This is a genomic window from Rhodanobacter sp. AS-Z3, assembly GCF_029224025.1.
Taxonomy (GTDB): domain Bacteria; phylum Pseudomonadota; class Gammaproteobacteria; order Xanthomonadales; family Rhodanobacteraceae; genus Rhodanobacter.
Genome location: NZ_CP119392.1, coordinates 3,446,440 through 3,463,308 on the forward strand (window position 1 = coordinate 3,446,440; position 16,869 = coordinate 3,463,308).

Here is a 16,869-nt window from a genome sequence, read left to right on the forward strand (position 1 = left end):
GCGCCGTATCACGTGCGCCTCCGCTGGAAGCGCTCATCCATTTCGGACTGCTCATGGCGATCTTCGGCACGGCGCTCGAATTCAAGATGCTGGGACACCACCGTGCCCAATGCACTTTCGCGCGCATGCGTGTGCTTCCAGTGATCGCGAACGTGTTCCAGCTGACGCTGGTGGCGCGCCACTTCGGCAACCTGCTGGGTGATGGCCTGATCAATGCGCTGGATGAAACCTTGTCGATTGAGCATCGCGCTGACGCTTACCAGGGTATCGCTGCTGGTGGCATATTCCTCACGATAACGATGCAACTCAGCCAGCTGATGCTCGGCTTTCGCCAGCAACTGCTGTTGCGCGGCAAAGCGACTCAAGGCGTCTTCGCTACGTTGTTTTGCCTGGTCTACCGCAGGCTGCAATCGGCTGGCACGTGATTTCATTCGCGCACCTGTTCGGCAAGTTCGGCCAGCGCCAGAATCGCCTGCTCCAGCGTCATCGGCTCATCGACTTCCTGCTGCAGGAAGGCACGCAATTGGGGCCACATCTCGATCGCCAGATCGACCTGCGGGTCGGAACCTTTTTGATACGCACCTACGGCAATCAGGTCACGTTGCTGGCGATAAGCGGAATAGACCTGGCGAAACCGCTGCGCCGCGCGCATGTGCTCGCGCGTGGCCACGGCCGGCATTACACGGCTGATCGAAGCCTCGATATCAATGGCCGGGTAGTGACCCGCTTCCGCGAGATCACGCGACAACACGATATGGCCGTCCAGAATCGCGCGGGCAGCGTCAGCAATCGGATCGTGTCGGTAGTCGTCGCCTTCCGTCAACACCGTGTAGAAAGCGGTGATTGAACCGCGCCCCTCCGCATCGTTGCCGGCGCGTTCAACCAGCGCAGGCATCATCGCGAACACCGATGGCGGATAACCTTTGGTCGCCGGCGGCTCTCCAATCGCCAACGCAATCTCGCGCTGCGCCTGGGCATAGCGGGTCAGCGAATCCATCAGCAACAGCACGCGCTGGCCGCGATCACGAAACCATTCCGCAATCGCGGTGGCGTATTGCGCACCCCGCAGTCGCTTGAGCGGCGGCGCATCAGCGGGCGCTGCCACGATCACCGCACGGCGGCGGCCTTCTTCACCAAGCGTCTGCTCGACGAATTCCTTGACCTCGCGGCCACGTTCGCCAATCAGCCCCACCACCACCACATCGGCGTTCGTGTAGCGCGTCATCATGCCGAGCAGCGTGGACTTGCCGACGCCGGAACCGGCAAACAAACCAAGTCGCTGCCCGCGTCCCACGGTAAGCAAGGCGTTGATCGCCCGCACGCCAACGTCCAGCGGCGCATCAATCGGCTTGCGCGCCATCGGATTGATCGGTTCACGCTTGAGCGCGGCATGTTCGTTCGAATCCAGCGGACCCAACCCATCCAGCGGCACACCATCCGCACCGACTACGCGACCCAACAGGCCCGCGCCCACCGGCAAGCCGCCGCTGCTTGCGCACGGCCGCACGCGAGCGTTGGGCAGTACGCCATGCATGTCGCCCACCGGCATCAGCAACAGCCGTTCATCGGCGAAGCCGACCACTTCGGTATCCAGCTTGTGACCATCGGCCGTGTCGACAAGACAGCGCGCACCTAGCGCCGCTTCGCAGCCTTCCGCCTCCAGCGTGAGGCCGACCACCCGCCGCAGGCTGCCTTCCACCGCCAGCATGCTCGCGCGTTCCACCCGCTCGCGGCGAAGCGCCAACTGTTCCTGCCAGCGCAGCTTGCGTGCCCGTTCGGTGACGTCGGAATTCATGCGTCTCCCTCGTCCGCAGCGGCCTCGTCGCCAAGCAACGCGTCAATGACTGCCGCCAGTCGCGTTTCCACGCGTGCATCCAGGCGGGAGCGCTCACTTTCGAGCCGGCAATCACCACGAACCAGACTGTGATCACCCAGCAATTGCCAATGCGGTTCGGCTGTACCCAACTCTTGCAGCAAAGCCAGATCCTGTGGATTGACATGGATGCGCAATTCACGCGTGGCCATGGGCAGCGCCCTGGCTGACTGACGCACCACATTCGCAATCAATTCCGGTGAAGTTTTCAGTTCATGCATGACTACCCGGCGTGCGATCACGCCAGCCAGCCCGGCCAGTTCATCCGCCGCCTGATCGTCAAGCAGCTGCAGCGGACGCGCTGCCGCATCGTAAAGTGCCTCCAGTTCGGCCATGCGCTGGCGCAATTGCTGCTGTGCTGCCGCGCGACCTTCAGCGAGACCTTCAGCCATGCCAGCGGCGTAACCTTCATCGCGCGCCTGCTGCTCAAGCGCTTCCAGGTCGCGCACTGTCGGCTGAGCCGGCCCACTGGGCGCAGCCGCCATGGCCGCGCGGGAGCCCACTTCCGGCAACTCCCAGCGCTGAAAATCCTGATCGGCGGCGTTGAACATGTTGGTCATCAGACAAACTCATCGCCGCCACCGGCCAGGCTGAGCTGACCGGCATCGGAAAGTTTGCGCGCGATACCCAACACTTCCTTCTGCGCGGCATCGACTTCGCTCAGACGCACCGGGCCTTTCACCTCGAGGTCGTCGCGCATCATGTCGGCGGCACGCTTGGACATATTGGCAAAAATCTTCTCGCGAATTTCCGGCTCGGCACCCTTCAAGGCGGTGATCAAGGTGGCCGACGGCACTTCGCGCAGCAGGGTTTGCATGCCGCGATCATCCAGCCCGACCAGATCGTCGAAGACAAACATCAGGTCTTCGATCTTTTCGCCAAGCGCCTCGTCGTGCGTGCGGATGGCCGTCATCAACTCAGCTTCGCGACTCCCCTCCATGGCGTTAAGGATGGCTGCGGCAGCCTTGAGCCCGCCGACATTGGCGGACTTCAGCTTCTTGTTGTTGCCGGAGAACTGGCGTTCCATGATCTCGTCCAGTTCATTCAGCGCATGCGGTTGCACACCGTCGAGCGTGGCAATCCGCATCACCGCATCAGAACGCACGCGCGGCGGCAGATAGCCGAGCACTTCTGCCGCCTGATCCGGCTCCAGATGGGCCAGCACCAGCGCAATGATTTGTGGGTGCTCCTGGTTGATCATTTCGGCAATGGCGCGACTCTCCATCCACTTCAGTGACTCCAGGCCCTTGCTGCTGCGGCCAAGCAGGATGCGATCGATCAGGCCGCCCGCCTTGCTTTCGCCTAGTGCATTGACCAGCACCTTGCGGATGTACTCCTCGGTGCCCACGCCGAACGAAGTCTGCTGCCCCATGTCCTCGTTGAGCCGATCCAGCACGCCCTGCACGTGCTCACGCGACACGCTGGACAGCGCAGCCATGGCGGTACCGATGGTTTGCACGTCACGCGCACTGAGATGCTTGAGCACCTCGGCGGCATCCTGCTCACCCAAAGTAAGCAGCAGAATGGCTGCGCGCTGGGCGCCGGTAATCGGCGCTTCCTGTTGATTAGCCGCCATCTTCGCTCACCCAATTCTTGACGACCTGCGCCACTTGTTTGGAATTCTCGCCAACCATCTGACGGGCCAGGCCAATGCGTTGCTCGTATTCCAGCGTGGGGCTGGCGTCGGGTAGCCGGGCGGCCTGACCGGCCTTGGGCTCATCGTGGTCGCCATCAACCTTCACCGATATCCTGGGCATCGGCGCCGGCAATGTCTTGGCAGCCGGTGCAGCGCGCGTCACTCCTTTGAGCAATGGACGCACCAACCCAAAGGCCACCAGCAAGGCAATCAACACGCCCAGCGCCTGCTTGATCAGGTCCATCATGCCGGGCCGTTCCCAGATTGGTATCTCGGGCAGCGCATCGATAGCGGCCGGCCGATGAAACGCCTGGTTCACCACGCTGACACTGTCACCGCGGGCGGCATCAAAACCCACCGCGTTCTTGGTCAGCTCGGTCAGTCGCTGCAACTCCTCAGCGCTGAACGGCACGCCGTCATTGACCGGTGGGGCCGCAGCGGCGCTGGAACTCTTTGCCGGCGCCGCGACTTTGTTGGACAGCTTGTTGTCCAGCACCACCGCTACAGTCAGGCGTGCCAGCCGGCCGGCCGGGTCGCTTACATGGCTGATGGTGCGGTCAAGCTCGTAGTTGCGCGTGGCGCTGCTTGAACTGTCACCGGCAACCGTCGTGGTCGCCGCCGTGGCCGATGCTGCGCCGTTCTTGCCGGCAACTTTCGCTGCCGCCGTGCCGGCATCGGGATTGGCCGCCGTGGGTTGCGCCACCAGGGTTGGCGGCTGGTTGCTCAATGCCCCGGGAATGCCGCCCGCACCGCCGCCAGCGCTGTGTTGCTCACTATTGGTCTGCTCGCTACGCAGCGCCGGATGGTCGTGTCCGAAGGTTTCGGTAGCCTTTTCCTGCTGGCTGAAATCAAGATCTGCATAAACCTGTGCACGCACCCGGCCCGGCCCCACCAGCGGCGTCAGCAACTCCTCGATGCGCTGGGCATAGGTGTTCTCGATGCGCGTAGCCATGCGCAGGCGATCATCACCCACGGCCGACGGACTGTTCGGGTCAGAGGTAAGCAGCTGACCTTGCTGATCAACCACCGACACCTGATTGGCATCCAGTCCCGGCACGCTGGAAGCAACCAGGTGCACAATGGCCGCCACCTGACCGGCATCCAGTTGGCGGCCCTGATAAAGCGTCACCAACACTGATGCGCTGGCTTCACGATTGTCACGAATGAACGCGGACGGTTTGGGTAGCGCCAGATGCACACGGGCAGCGCGTACTGATTGCAGTCCCGTGATCGTCGAGCTCAGGTCCGACTCCAACAGTTGCTGGTATCGCGTGCGTTCGGCCAGATCGCTCATGCCGAACGGCGAATCCGTGGCTGGCATCACGCCGCTGTTGGCGGTGCCTTGCGGCAGACCTTTGGCCGCCAGTTTCAGGCGCAAGGCCGCCAGATCGGCGGCAGGCGCCATGATCGAGGCACCATCACTACTCAGTTGAAACGGGGTGTTGCTGGTCTGCAGTTCCTGTGCAACGGCAGCGGCGTCTTTCTGATCAAGACCCGCATACAACAGGCCGTAGTTCGGCCCGCGCGACCACAACACCACCGCCACGCCAAACGCCACGGCCGCAGCAATCGCCACCAGCAAAACGGCCTGACGCGCGCCCGGACTGCGGACAAACTGCCTGAGCGGATCGGGTCTGGCGCCGTTGTCGTTGTCACTGACTGCGATGGCGTTATCTGCCATGGTGTTGCTCGCTTGAAAAGTACGAAATCAAGATCTGATCGAGCCGCATCAGACCGGCATGTTCATGATGTCCTTGTAGGCATCGACCAATTTGTTGCGTACTTCCACCACCGTGCGCAGTGACAAATCCGCCTTTTGCACCGCAATCATCGTGCGGCCAAGGTCAGCGCCGGGATCACCACGCTCAAAACTTGCGGCCATTCGGCCCGCTTCCATCTGGGTGCGGCCCACCGCAGAAATCGACTGTTTGAGGATCGACGAGAAATCTGACGGCTTGCCCAGAGTTTCCGCACCGATCGGCGCCAACTTGGGCGCAATCTCCGCAGGACGCACCTGCGCCGTCATCTGGCGCATTTGCGAAAGCAGGTTATTGACATCAATCGTGCTCATCTCGACATTTCCTGGTGACGGATTTCCGGCACATGGCGGGTTTTCAAGAGATGGCTGCATGAGCCGTGCCAACGACTATGCCCAGCCGGCAAGGGCAGCAATTCGGCTCTGGATGTGTGACGGGGACCGCTAAGAGATCAGGCGGCCAAACTGCTGTGCAGTCCGTACTTGCGCAGCTTTTCCACCAGCGTGGTGCGCTGCATGTGCAGCAATCGGGCAGCATGGGCTACCACGCCGCCACTGACGTCGAGCGCCTGGCGGATCATGCAAACCTCGATATCGGCCAGGTGATCCTTGAGATCCAGGCCATCCTCCGGCAGCAATCGCTCCGAACCATGGCTTGCATGCGCCGCGTTCTCACCAACCGTTTGCGTTTCGGCATCCATCATCGCCAGCAGCGCCGCGCCATGCACTTCGCCCGCATCCAGCGGCCCCCGATATTTTTCCGGCAGGTCGCTGCTGCGCACCTCACCGTGCGGAAACAGAATCGCCATGCGTTCAACGAGGTTGGACAGTTCACGCACATTGCCAGGCCAGGCATGCGCATGCAGCGCCTGCATCGCCCCGGCACTGAAACGCACCAGGCTCAAGCCTCGACGAACAAGGCGCATGTTGAACTCGGCAATCAGCGTCGGCAGGTCTTCCAGTCGCTCGCGCAGCGACGGCAATTCCAGCGGGAACACGCTCAAGCGGTAATAAAGGTCCTCACGGAAGCGGTCCTTGGCAATGGACTGCTCCAGATTGCGGTGCGTGGCGGCAATGATGCGCACGTCGCAGCGCTGGGTCTTGTTGCCGCCGACGCGCTCATAGGCACGTTCCTGCAGCACGCGCAGCAACTTCACCTGCATCGGCAAGCTCATGTCGCCGATTTCGTCGAGGAACAGCGTGCCACCCTCGGCCATCTCGAAACGCCCTTTGCGTGCGCTGATGGCACCGGTAAAGGCGCCCTTCTCATGGCCAAACAATTCGCTTTCCAGCAGTTCGGCCGGAATCGCTCCGCAATTGATCGCCACGAATGGCTGATGACGACGGGGCGATTGCTCGTGGATCGCACGTGCAACCATTTCCTTCCCGGTGCCGGACTCACCCAGCACCAACACGCTGGAGTCAAACGGCGCCACCTGGCGAATCAAGGCGTTGACCCGCTGGATGGGCTTGGCATTACCCACAAAACGCTGACCACCTGACTGGTCACCTAGTAGTCGGGCGTAAAGATTGCGCATGGCTTCGGTCAGCTTCTCGTAGCTCAGCGGGAAGCTCAGCGTAGCCAGACGATTGGCGAAGGGTGATTTTGAGGCTGTGAGTCGCTCGACCCAGGGAGATTCCTCAGCCAGCAGCATCGGCACGTGGCCGGCATACTCACCCAGCAGGGCAAGCTGGCGCTCGGCTTCGGAGACATCGGCCACGCCGCCGACGTAAACCGCCCGCCAAGCATGGGACGCATCGCTGGTAGCGGCACAACTGGAGCCATGTTGCGGGTGGTAGCCAAGAAAGTGCAGCGCCGCCATAACCACGTTGACTCGTTCTGCATCTGACTCAATGACTAGAAAATCGTATTTCTGCATCGCACTTCTCCGCACTGCATCTATAGGTTCGGTCTTGCTTGCCGCACGACCGTTTTCCATCGGTGCCAACGATTCGTCGTTGGCGTAATGGACCATGAGCAACAATGGGGCCAACTTTGACGCCACTGCGACGGCGAAACGTCACGCGTCGAAACTTTCTCCCTGGAAAGGCTTCTCGATGCGTTCAAGTGGATTGATGTAAACATCTGAAACGAAAAGTTTTTTGCAGACTACGGCGTAGAATTCGCCGCCCCCCCGGGCAGGAAAGACCGTATGACAAGAGTTCACAAAACGGAGCCGATCCACGCGACAACTTTCCGTTATGCCAACTGCGTCACACGACATCTACAACATACGCCGGGGGATTCAAGCTGGCAACTGGCGCGCACCTGCCACTTTGCGTCGGTGATGGCGAAAAACTAGTCGCTCAATTGCGTCACCCAAGGCATCGTTTGGCATCAAAAAGCATACAAACGTTCGACCGTCGTCAACTTGACGTTCCGCCTTTGCCGGTAGCTCCAGCGGCAGGCTTGGGCAATTGTCGAAGCGCAGGCTCAGCAACAACGCCTCAGCGGAGGCGGGCACCATTTCGCTGGGAATGACCGCGCCACGCGCATTGAAACGGATCAGGCGCTGCACCGGCAATTTGTCGGTCGGCGTCAGCAGACGATTCACCACATCCACCAGCGCCGTGAGCTTGGCATCCATACGGCGAATTTCCTGCAGCAGAGGATTGTCGTCGTCGGCTGGTTCAACCCGTCGCTCTTCCAGGGCGGCAATCGCCGCCAGCGTATTGCCGTTGCGCTCAACCAGCGCCACCGCCTGCGCTTCCGGAACCGGCCAGACCAGCGGCGTCACCGCTACATGCAGCAACTCCTCGACACTGACCAGTTGTTCGAACTCATTCCAGTTGACCGTGCTCATGGTGCCCCCAAAGCATCCGTTGTTCGGGCGCCCAGGCCGATGCGGGCGTCATGCTGCGGTGCTGATTCATTGAATCACACAATCTCTGGCAGCGCTCCACGGCGGCGCCGGCTGTGGCGCTGAGGACCACGGGCTTCACGCGGCTGGCGGACCACACACTGTAATGGCGCCGTCAATGCCCCGACGCTTTTCACTCGCCGTCGTGTTGCTCAAACAGGCATCCGCCGCGGACTCGCACCCTTCGCAATATTGGCGTCACTGGATTCCCGCTTTCGCGGGAATGATGGTGACTGGAAGGAATACCGGCTGCTGGCAGGCATCGCATAGCGGGCGCACGCAATGCAGCACTTTCTGCCCACTCAATGCATCGGCGATGGGCAACCAGACGAAGTGAGGAGGGTCGCGTTGAAGTCGTACCACTCAGGGCTGTTCGTATGCCGCTATGGCGCGCGCACGGCCGCGGTCGTCCTGCCACTGCGCGGCCACGGCGTCACGAGCGGTGGCCAATAGCACTTGCAACTGGCGATCACTGGCCAACACTTCACCTATCTGGGCGCGACTGACGTCGTCAGCCGGGTGTTCACGGTGCAACAACGGCTCACGCTGATCTTCCAGCCGCCGCAATTGTTCCCAGTCAGATTGCTTGGCAGCCTGCAACATCGCGTGCGTCATGACCAACGCCTGCGTCAACGGCGATTCGGAATCGCTGGCTGACGGCTTCATGCTCACGCCGTTGCCACGCCACCGGCGTGCGCGGGTGCAACCTGCACCCACGTGTCGCGAACCTGCTGCATCAGGGCGCTGACCTCATCGATGATGTTGGCATCGTCATGCATATTGGCTTGCAACAGACGCCGGCTCATGTACTCGTAGAGCGAGTCCAGTCGATCCACCAGCGCTGGCTCCACCTTGCGATCCAGTGAATCGCGCAGGCCACCGATGATGTCAATGCAACGACTGATGGTTTCACCCTTGGCCGCGATTTCCCCACGCATGATATGAGCGCGAGCCTTCACCAGACGCTCCAGCGCGCCGTCCATCAGCAGCGTGATCAGGCCATGCGGGCTGGCTGACTCCACACCGCCGTGCGAGCGAACTTGTTGATACGCGTTGGCGCCGTAACCGAATCCCATGATCGTCTCCGTAGACTTACTTCTTGTTGCTGTTGTTCAGCGCATCAAACTGTTGTTGCAGATAGCTGCTGGTGCTGTTGAGCTTGCTCATCAACGTGTCCAGCGCGGTGAACTGCGCCTGGTAACGCGCCGTGAGATCGGCCATGCGGTTGTCCAGCGTGGCCTGCTGCGCGGTCAGATCCTTCAGTTGGGCGGCAATACTGGTGGTGCGATTGGCCAGCACGCCAGTGCTTCCCACCCAGTTATTCAACTGGCTGTTCAACTGTGCGGCGAAACCGTTGTCGCCGCCGAACACGTTACCAACCTGCTTGCCGCCGTCACTGAGCGCCGTACTCAACTTGCTGCTGTCCAGCTTCAGCGTGCCATCCACCTGCAATGAAATGCCGATGGAAGAGAGTGTGGTGCCGTTGGCCGTGCCGCCAACAATGCGCGACAGCGTGCTGTTGATGCTGTTCAGCGTGGCATCGCCAATCATCGCGCCGGCGGTGCCGCTGGTGGCGTCGTACTTGGTCAGGTTCTGGTAGATACCCACAAAACTGTTGTAGGTGCTGACCAGATTGGTCAAGGCCGAAGTTGCCTTGGAGCTGTCGTTGGTTACCGTAAGCGTGCTGGTGCCGGCGGCAACCAGGTTGAGCGTGAGCCCATCGATAGCCGTGCTGACGCTGTTGCCGGCACTGGTGCCGGCCAATCCGTCGATCGTGTAGGCGGCATCGCTCGCTGCTGTGATCACGGACAGGGCGTTGCCACTGCTCGCGTTCACGTCATAGTTCAACGCGGCCAGCCCGCCATCACCGCCGCTGCTGCTGACGCTGAAACCATTGGCGGCGCCGGTACGGGTGCCACTGAGTACGAGGTGCGCGCCATCAGTACCCGTGACAATGGTGGCGCTGATACCCGGATTGTCGCTGGCCTTGTTGATCGCATCGCGCACCTGAGCCAACGAATTGTTGGTGCTGTCGAGCTGCAGGCTCATCGACTGGGCGCCCACCGCAAAAGTCAACGTACCGGTACCGACCTTGGCGTTGTTGTCGACAAACGCGCCGGAAGAAGTCTTGAGCGAACTGGCGAGGTGATCAACCACCACTTCATAGCTGCCGCTGACCGGATTGCCACTGCTGCTGGCACTGAACACTTTGGGGTCGCTGGTACCTACCGAGCGGGCACTGAACGCGCTGCCGTCGGTGAGCGAAGCCATCGCTGATTGCAGCGCCGACAACGCAGCGCCAACCTGCCCCAAACCCGAAAGCTGGGTGTTGGCGTTATTCGACGCATTGGTGATCTGATTCTGCTGCGGCGCTTTCTTGGCTGCCACCAGCTTGTCCACCAGCGAGGCCACATCGATACCGGAGCCCACGCCCATGGATGTCAGCAAACCCGAGGTGGGTGTGGTGGAACCGACGGTAATGGCCATGAGCGTGTTCTCGTGTAGATGAAGAAGTGGCGGCGTTATTCTGCACTCACTCCGGGATCAAACCATGATTGCAAAAGCCTTGTCACACGTTGTGTCAGCGTGCCGGGCCAGTCGTCCATCTGTACACGGTCCAATTGTGGGATGGCAAGAAACACTGAAACCGCGCCCATTTTAGGTATCGGCAGAATCGGCATGAACTTGATGGTGTGGATCGCGTGATTCCTGAACGTAAACTCCAGGTACGACGAAGGGGCCGCGTGATCAACGCGGCCCCTTCGAGATCAAGCGATTACTGCAACAGCTTCAGCACACTCTGCGTGCTGGCGTTGGCCTGCGCCAGCACCGAGACACCAGCCTGTTGCAGGATGTTCGCGCTGGACATGTTCGCGGTTTCCTGGGCGAAGTCGGCATCCTGAATCTGGCTGCGCGACGAGCTCAAGTTCTGCGAAATGGTCTGCAGGTTGGCGATGGTCGACGTGAAGCGGTTCTGCACCGCACCCAAATCACTACGCATCGAGCTAATGGTGCCCAGCGCAGAATCGATGCGGCTGATGGTGTCGTTGGCACCGTTGACCGACTTCACATTGGCGGTGGCAAGATCACCACCGATTCCAATCTCCGTGGTCGCAAAGCCAAGGTTGCCGGCACCCGAGCCACCCTTGGTACCGCCGACCGTGAGCGCTTCCTGCGAGGCCAGATGCAAGGTGCCTGTAGCCGGATCAGCAAAGGCCGATACGCCGCTGATGCCCTTGGCATTGATGGCAGTAGCCAATGAAGCAGCGTCCTTGAACGTGCCTTCGATACCCACGGCCGAACCCGAAGCGGTCTTCAGGGTAAGGTCGCCCGTGCCGAGGACAAGCGGAGTCGCATCGCCCACCGCTACTGCAGCCGTACCTGCCACGACCGCGCCCGCGCTGCCGTTGGTGATACCCGTCACTGCCATTGAATCCGCACCAGCGGTGACCGCCGTGAGCTTCACACCCGTGGTGCTATCTGCGGACGCGGTGTAATGACCACCAGCAGCAGTAAGAGCGGTATTGATTGCCGACACCAAACCGGTCTGATCAGCCTGAGCCGAAACACTGATGTTTTCGCCACCAATCGTGAAGGCTGTCGCTGCGGTCATGGAGGTGATGGTCACCACAGACGTGCCCGCAGTTGCAGCTACAGGCGCAGACGCAGTAAAGACACCCGACGCAGCGCTGGTTGCCGAAGCAATCTTGCCAACGTCGCTGGCACCGGCGCCCTGGCTCAGATTGACCGAAATCGTCTCGCCGACATTGGCGCCGATCTGGAACGCGGCGCTACCAAAGCTACCGTCCAGCACGTGGCGGCCGTTGAAGGTGGTCTGCTGCGAAATACGGGTAATTTCCGACAGACGCTGCTGCACTTCGGCGTCCAGCGCGGCGCGGTCGGAATCGGAGTTGGTGGCATTCGCGGACTGGACGGCCAGCGTGCGGATGCGCTGCATGTTGTTGGTCACCTCGTTCAACGCCGACTCGGTGGTCTGCGCCAGCGAGATGCCGTCGTTGGCATTGCTGACTGCCTGGTTCAGGCCGTTGATCTGGGTGGTGAAGCGGGTGGAAATGGCGAGGCCGGCGGCATCGTCTTTCGCGCTGTTGATGCGCATGCCCGAGGACAGACGCTCGATCGCGGTGGCAAGCTTGGTCTGCGTGCTAGCCAGATTTTTCTGGGCATTCAGGGAGCTGATATTAGTGTTGACGCTCATGACCATGGGAATATCTCCAGAGTGGGTCTTTGATGCCGGTGGCCGGCGGTGATTGCCAGCGGGGATTCATGTGGGGAACACCGCCGCCTCAAATACGTTTTCGACCCGACTTCTGAAAACTTGAGAGATGTCAACGCAAATAATCAAATAATTTTGAACCCTGAATTTTTGTGAAGGTTTGCTGCGATGCCTGCAAGGCCGTGGTCTGCGCACCGAGCTGGCTGATCGCGTCGTAATAATTCACGTCCTGCACATCGGAAAGCGATGTTTTGTACTGCAGGGTCAGGTCGTCGTTGAGACTGCTCTGCTGATCGAGCGTATTCATGCGCGCACCGACCAGGCCGCGCGTACGCGTAAGCGTATTGATCGCCTGATCGAGGTTGGCGAACTGCGTGTTCAGCGCATTCTGCATGGGTGCCTTGCCACCATTGGGCGTGTTCAGCGCCTTGATGATGTTGTCCATCGTGGTGAACACGTCCTGCTTGGTGGACGCACCCAACGCAAACGTATCGCCTGCCGCAGGTGCACCACTGAAGGCGACCTGGGCACCACGAAAGGTGATGCTGCCATCGTTGGCTGGATCGTAGCTGCCGCTGTCGAGCACGGCGCCACCACCATCATGAATTTCGTACGCATTCGGCGCAGTGAAGACGATGCTGTAGCTGCCGCCATCCCACGCCGATGGATTGGCTGCAGGATTGGTGACATTGCTGGAACCCGCCACGGCGGTGCCGGTATTGGTGGCTGCCGCGCTAACCGCGAAGGTGCCGTTGCCGGTGGAAATGTTCATGAAGATGTCGCTGCCGGCATCACCGGTAGCCACCTGCAGACCCGGACCGGCTGCGACCATGCGCTGACCGTTATCACCGAGATAGTTCACGCTACCCTGCGAAACAAACGGCTGGGTGCCGGTGCGGTTGCCGGCAAAAATGTACTCGCCCTGGCCATCGGTGCTGTTCGCCTGGCCCAGCAACTGCTGCCGCAACTGCGACATTTCGGCGGCGATATCACCGCGGCTTTCATCGGTCTGGCTGCCGTTGGCAGCCTGCAACAGCAGCACGCGCACACGCCCCAGCACGTTGTTGGTGTTGCCCAACGTCTGGTCTTCCAGACCCAGCCGCGCATTCGCCGAAGAGATGTTGCGTTTGTATTGCGCGGCGTCGGAAATCAGGTGTGTCATGTCCAGCGCACGTGCCGAACCAATCGGATCATCGGACGGCTGATTGATCCGCTTGCCGGTGCTGATTTGTGTGCTGAGCCGGGACAGATCACTCTGGCGATTCATCATGTCGCCGATGGACTGTTGCTGCATCCAGTTGGTAGAAACGCGCATGACTTACCCCGACCGCACTGCACTGAGCAGCGCACTGAAAATGGTGTTGGACGCACTGATGACCTGGGCTGACGCCTGATAGGCCTGCTGGTAACGCACCATGTTGGCGGCCTCCTCGTCCAGGTTCACGCCGGAGACGCTTTGCTGCTGACCCATGGCCTGGCTGTAGACGGCGGTTTGCGTGGTCAGGTCGTCTGCTGCCAGCGCACCGGCGCTGCCGACCTGGCTGACCAGCTGGCTGTAGGCGTGACCGGTGCTGGTGATGCCACCGTCGAGCACACCGAGGTTGGCTACCTTGCCGAGCATCAGCGCGTTGCGGTTGTCGCCCTGCGCGTTGCTGTTGGCCTGCACGCCAAAGCTGTAGCCGGCTTGTGGTGCAGCGCTGAACTTCATGCTCCAGCCGTTGGCGACCACGGGCTGACCGGGCGTGAAAGTTTGCGACGGACCCCCGTTGATGCTGTAGGTGGTAGGCGAGGAGAACACGACGGTGGCCGCATCGAACAGGTTCGGGTTGCTGCCGTCGCTGATGCTGACCGTCGGCGACGGGATGCCCGCGCTGGCCGGGGCCGTAGTCACCACGAACGGTGCCGCAGCGGCGATCTTGTCGGGGTTGTTGATGGCCAGCGAGAAGCTGGCCGCGGCACTTTGGCTGGGTTGTATGCGAAAACTGTCACCCGCACTGGCTGCGCCACCTATCACCAGGCTCAGGCCAGCGGCGGTAAACGGATCGGCGGCGGTGCCGCTACCACTCAGCGTCACGGCGGCACCGCCGTTGGCGTCACTCATGCTCCATGCGGTTCCGTTATAGCGCATGAGGTAGTCCTTGCCGGTCAACGAACCGATGTTGCTGATGCTGGCATCCAGCGTGCCGGTTCCCGTGTTGGTCGACGCGGCCTGCACGACCGGACCGGCCACGTTGAAGAACGTGCCACCGACCGCACCCTGCAAATCCACGCCCTGCGCGTGCTGGGCATTGAACGCACTGGCCATCGCTTGGGCCGAGCGACCCAATTGGGCTTGTGCCGGATCGAGCACGTTGCTGCGGAATTCCAGCAACGCACCCAGCGAGCCGCCGCCGATACGGCCGCTGATCACCGCGCCCGTGGTGGCGCCGGTGACTTCCTGACGGGTGGCATCGTAGACATTCGGTGTCGAACCCAGCGGAAACGCCTGGGCGCTGGTCACCAGAGCCTGGCCATTGCCGGTGAAGATGCTGATGGTGTTGTCGTTCTGTGGCACCACCGTGACGCCTACTTCGCCGGCCAGCTTCTTGACCAGCGAATCACGCTTGTCGAGCAGATCAGAGGGCGGCGTACCGTCCGACGGCGTGGCACGAATCAGCCCGTTCAACTTGGCGATCGCTGCGCTGTCGGTATTGATCGAGCCGACGGTGTCGGTGATCTGTCGCTGCACCTGGCCAGACAGTTGGTTGAACTGATCCGACAAGGCATGAAAGGTGCTGACCACGCCACCGGCACGCGCCAGCAAGACCTGCCGCGAGGCCGCGTCCGATGGCGTATTGGCCATGTCCTGCACGGCGCCGTAGAAGCCGTCCAGCGAGGTCTGCAGATTGCTCGAACCCGCCAACTGGTTGTTGATCTGGCTGGTCAGGCTGTTCATGGTGGTGGCGCGGCCCTGGCCAGAACTGGCCGACCACAGCGAGCTATTCAAGAACTGGCTGTAGGCGCGTTGTACCGCCTGCGTGTCGACGCCGGTGCCGACGTAATAGCCGCCCACGGCTTCAGGCTGCTTGGTCTGGTACGACACCAATTGACGGCTGTAGCCGTCGGTGTTCACGTTGGCCACGTTGTGGCTGACCGTACTTAGCCCGACCTGCGCTGCAAGCAGGCCGGATACGCCGGTCGAAAGCATGTCAGCCATGGGAAATCCTCGACATCCTGGACACCGCGTAATTCACGCGGCAAGTGTTGTGGGTATCGGCGACCACGCCGTTTCCTTGAGTCCACACGCGGACGGCGGCCGAAAACAAGCTGCCGGCGCGGGAAAATTCGCGCATTGACAGGCTATCGAAACCTTTGCAGGCACGCTGTGAACACGGGCAGCGGCGACGCGAGCGCGGCGCCGAGCGGAACGAACAGCGGTTCATGCCACTCACTCCGCACCGCTGGTCGCTTGCAGACTGGCCAGCGCGGCGCGCATTTCCGGGCTGTTGGCGATGCGGGTGATCTTGGCCGCATAGGCGGGGTCGGTGGCATAACCACCTTGCACCAGGCCGTGCGCAAAGGCGGCAATGTTTTCGCCATGGCCTAGCGCCTGCGCATAACGCGGGCTGTCGCTAAGCATGCGCGCATAGTCGGCGAAGGACTCGGACGGTGAGTCATAGGCACGAAAAGCGTCGCGCCGACGCACAGCCACGCCATTTTCGTATTCCAGCGTGGGCACGCTGACCTTGTCGCCCACCCAACTGTTGCCAGCCTTTATGCCAAAAAGGTTATTGCTGCTGTTGCCATTGGCGCGACCGGGCAAGTGCTTGCCCCAACCGGTTTCCAGTGCCGCCTGCGCCAGCAACGCACGCACCGATACGCCCAGCTTCTTGGCCGCTTCGGCCGCATGCGGCGCCAGTGCACGCACGAAGCGCACGGGGTCACCGCCTGGCAGCACATCAGCCACGGCACCAGCCGCATCCAGTGCGCCACTGGCCAGGCGACCCAGTGTGTGCTGCCACGATGAACCGGCATCGGTGGCCGCCGGCACGCCGGGCATGTCCAGTCCACGGGACAAGGTATCGCCGCCGGCTGGCTGATCGGCGCCCAACTGCAGCAGCGCGCGCACGTTGGCGCTGATCACATCGGCAGTCGGCAACGGCCGTGGTTTGGATGAAGCTGCGGCCGCATCGACTGGCGCGTCTTTTCCGCCAAGCTGACGCACCAGCATCTTCGCGATGCCCAGTCCGTTCTTGCCATTGGCCAGCGTCAGCGACAATTGCTGGTCGAACATGTCGCGGTACGAATCCACCTGCTGACTGCCGGCAAGGTCGCTACCCATGCTGGCATTCGCCTCACGCATGGATTTCAGCATCATCTGGGTGAAGATCGCCTCGAACTGCTTGGCTACTGCCGGCAGCGCACTCTTGCCGCCGTCGCTGCGTGCCTGCGCACGCAATTGCTGGAAGCCGGACAGTTCAGTCCAGGTATCGAGGGCGGGTGTGGCGGCATTCACGGGCGTCATGATTT

Annotated in this window: 15 protein-coding genes; all 15 read right to left on the minus strand. The window is 61.5% G+C overall.

Translation table 11 applies throughout. From position 1 onward, the window contains the following. Window positions 1-8 precede the first annotated feature (8 nt). Complete coding sequence (gene fliJ, locus PY254_RS15435) at window positions 9-431, minus strand: flagellar export protein FliJ (RefSeq protein WP_281012925.1); 423 nt, start codon at window positions 429-431, stop codon at window positions 9-11. Beyond that, window positions 428-1,795 (minus strand): flagellar protein export ATPase FliI, encoded by a 1,368-nt coding sequence (fliI, locus tag PY254_RS15440; RefSeq protein ID WP_281012926.1) that lies wholly within the window; start codon window positions 1,793-1,795, stop codon window positions 428-430. Before fliI ends, fliJ begins: the two co-directional genes overlap by 4 nt. Further along, the gene (locus PY254_RS15445) at window positions 1,792-2,433 is read right to left on the minus strand and encodes a flagellar assembly protein FliH (RefSeq protein WP_281012927.1); all 642 of its coding nucleotides are present in this window, start codon (window positions 2,431-2,433) and stop codon (window positions 1,792-1,794) included. The genes fliI and PY254_RS15445 overlap by 4 nt, the downstream gene beginning before the upstream one ends. Continuing rightward, window positions 2,433-3,449, minus strand: a complete 1,017-nt coding sequence (fliG, locus tag PY254_RS15450; RefSeq protein WP_281012928.1) for a flagellar motor switch protein FliG — start codon at window positions 3,447-3,449, stop codon at window positions 2,433-2,435. The genes PY254_RS15445 and fliG overlap by 1 nt, the downstream gene beginning before the upstream one ends. Beyond that, entirely contained in the window at window positions 3,439-5,190 is a 1,752-nt protein-coding gene (fliF, locus tag PY254_RS15455) for a flagellar basal-body MS-ring/collar protein FliF (protein ID WP_281012929.1), read from the minus strand. The genes fliG and fliF overlap by 11 nt, the downstream gene beginning before the upstream one ends. A gap of 48 nt (window positions 5,191-5,238) precedes the next feature. After that, window positions 5,239-5,580: a flagellar hook-basal body complex protein FliE gene (gene fliE / locus PY254_RS15460; RefSeq protein WP_281012930.1), complete on the minus strand. Its 342-nt coding sequence runs from the start codon at window positions 5,578-5,580 to the stop codon at window positions 5,239-5,241. A gap of 137 nt (window positions 5,581-5,717) precedes the next feature. Then, window positions 5,718-7,145, minus strand: coding sequence for a sigma-54 dependent transcriptional regulator (locus tag PY254_RS15465; RefSeq protein ID WP_281012931.1), 1,428 nt, complete (start codon window positions 7,143-7,145; stop codon window positions 5,718-5,720). 366 nt (window positions 7,146-7,511) lie between these two features. Then, window positions 7,512-8,069 (minus strand): PilZ domain-containing protein, encoded by a 558-nt coding sequence (locus PY254_RS15470; protein ID WP_281012933.1) that lies wholly within the window; start codon window positions 8,067-8,069, stop codon window positions 7,512-7,514. A gap of 420 nt (window positions 8,070-8,489) precedes the next feature. Next, window positions 8,490-8,792, minus strand: coding sequence for a flagellar protein FliT (locus PY254_RS15475; RefSeq protein WP_281012934.1), 303 nt, complete (start codon window positions 8,790-8,792; stop codon window positions 8,490-8,492). 2 nt (window positions 8,793-8,794) lie between these two features. Next, window positions 8,795-9,202 (minus strand): flagellar export chaperone FliS, encoded by a 408-nt coding sequence (gene fliS / locus PY254_RS15480; protein WP_281012935.1) that lies wholly within the window; start codon window positions 9,200-9,202, stop codon window positions 8,795-8,797. Window positions 9,203-9,218: 16 nt separating this feature from the next. After that, the gene (gene fliD / locus PY254_RS15485) at window positions 9,219-10,613 is read right to left on the minus strand and encodes a flagellar filament capping protein FliD (RefSeq protein ID WP_281012936.1); all 1,395 of its coding nucleotides are present in this window, start codon (window positions 10,611-10,613) and stop codon (window positions 9,219-9,221) included. Between the two features lie 289 nt (window positions 10,614-10,902). Beyond that, window positions 10,903-12,348: a flagellin N-terminal helical domain-containing protein gene (locus PY254_RS15490; RefSeq protein WP_281012937.1), complete on the minus strand. Its 1,446-nt coding sequence runs from the start codon at window positions 12,346-12,348 to the stop codon at window positions 10,903-10,905. Window positions 12,349-12,472: 124 nt separating this feature from the next. Continuing rightward, the gene (gene flgL / locus PY254_RS15495; protein ID WP_281012938.1) at window positions 12,473-13,675 is read right to left on the minus strand and encodes a flagellar hook-associated protein FlgL; all 1,203 of its coding nucleotides are present in this window, start codon (window positions 13,673-13,675) and stop codon (window positions 12,473-12,475) included. A gap of 3 nt (window positions 13,676-13,678) precedes the next feature. Then, a complete protein-coding gene (gene flgK, locus PY254_RS15500) occupies window positions 13,679-15,556 on the minus strand; it encodes a flagellar hook-associated protein FlgK (RefSeq protein WP_281012939.1) in 1,878 nt (625 codons plus the stop codon). Window positions 15,557-15,787: 231 nt separating this feature from the next. Continuing rightward, complete coding sequence (gene flgJ / locus PY254_RS15505) at window positions 15,788-16,864, minus strand: flagellar assembly peptidoglycan hydrolase FlgJ (RefSeq protein WP_281012940.1); 1,077 nt, start codon at window positions 16,862-16,864, stop codon at window positions 15,788-15,790. Window positions 16,865-16,869 lie beyond the last annotated feature (5 nt).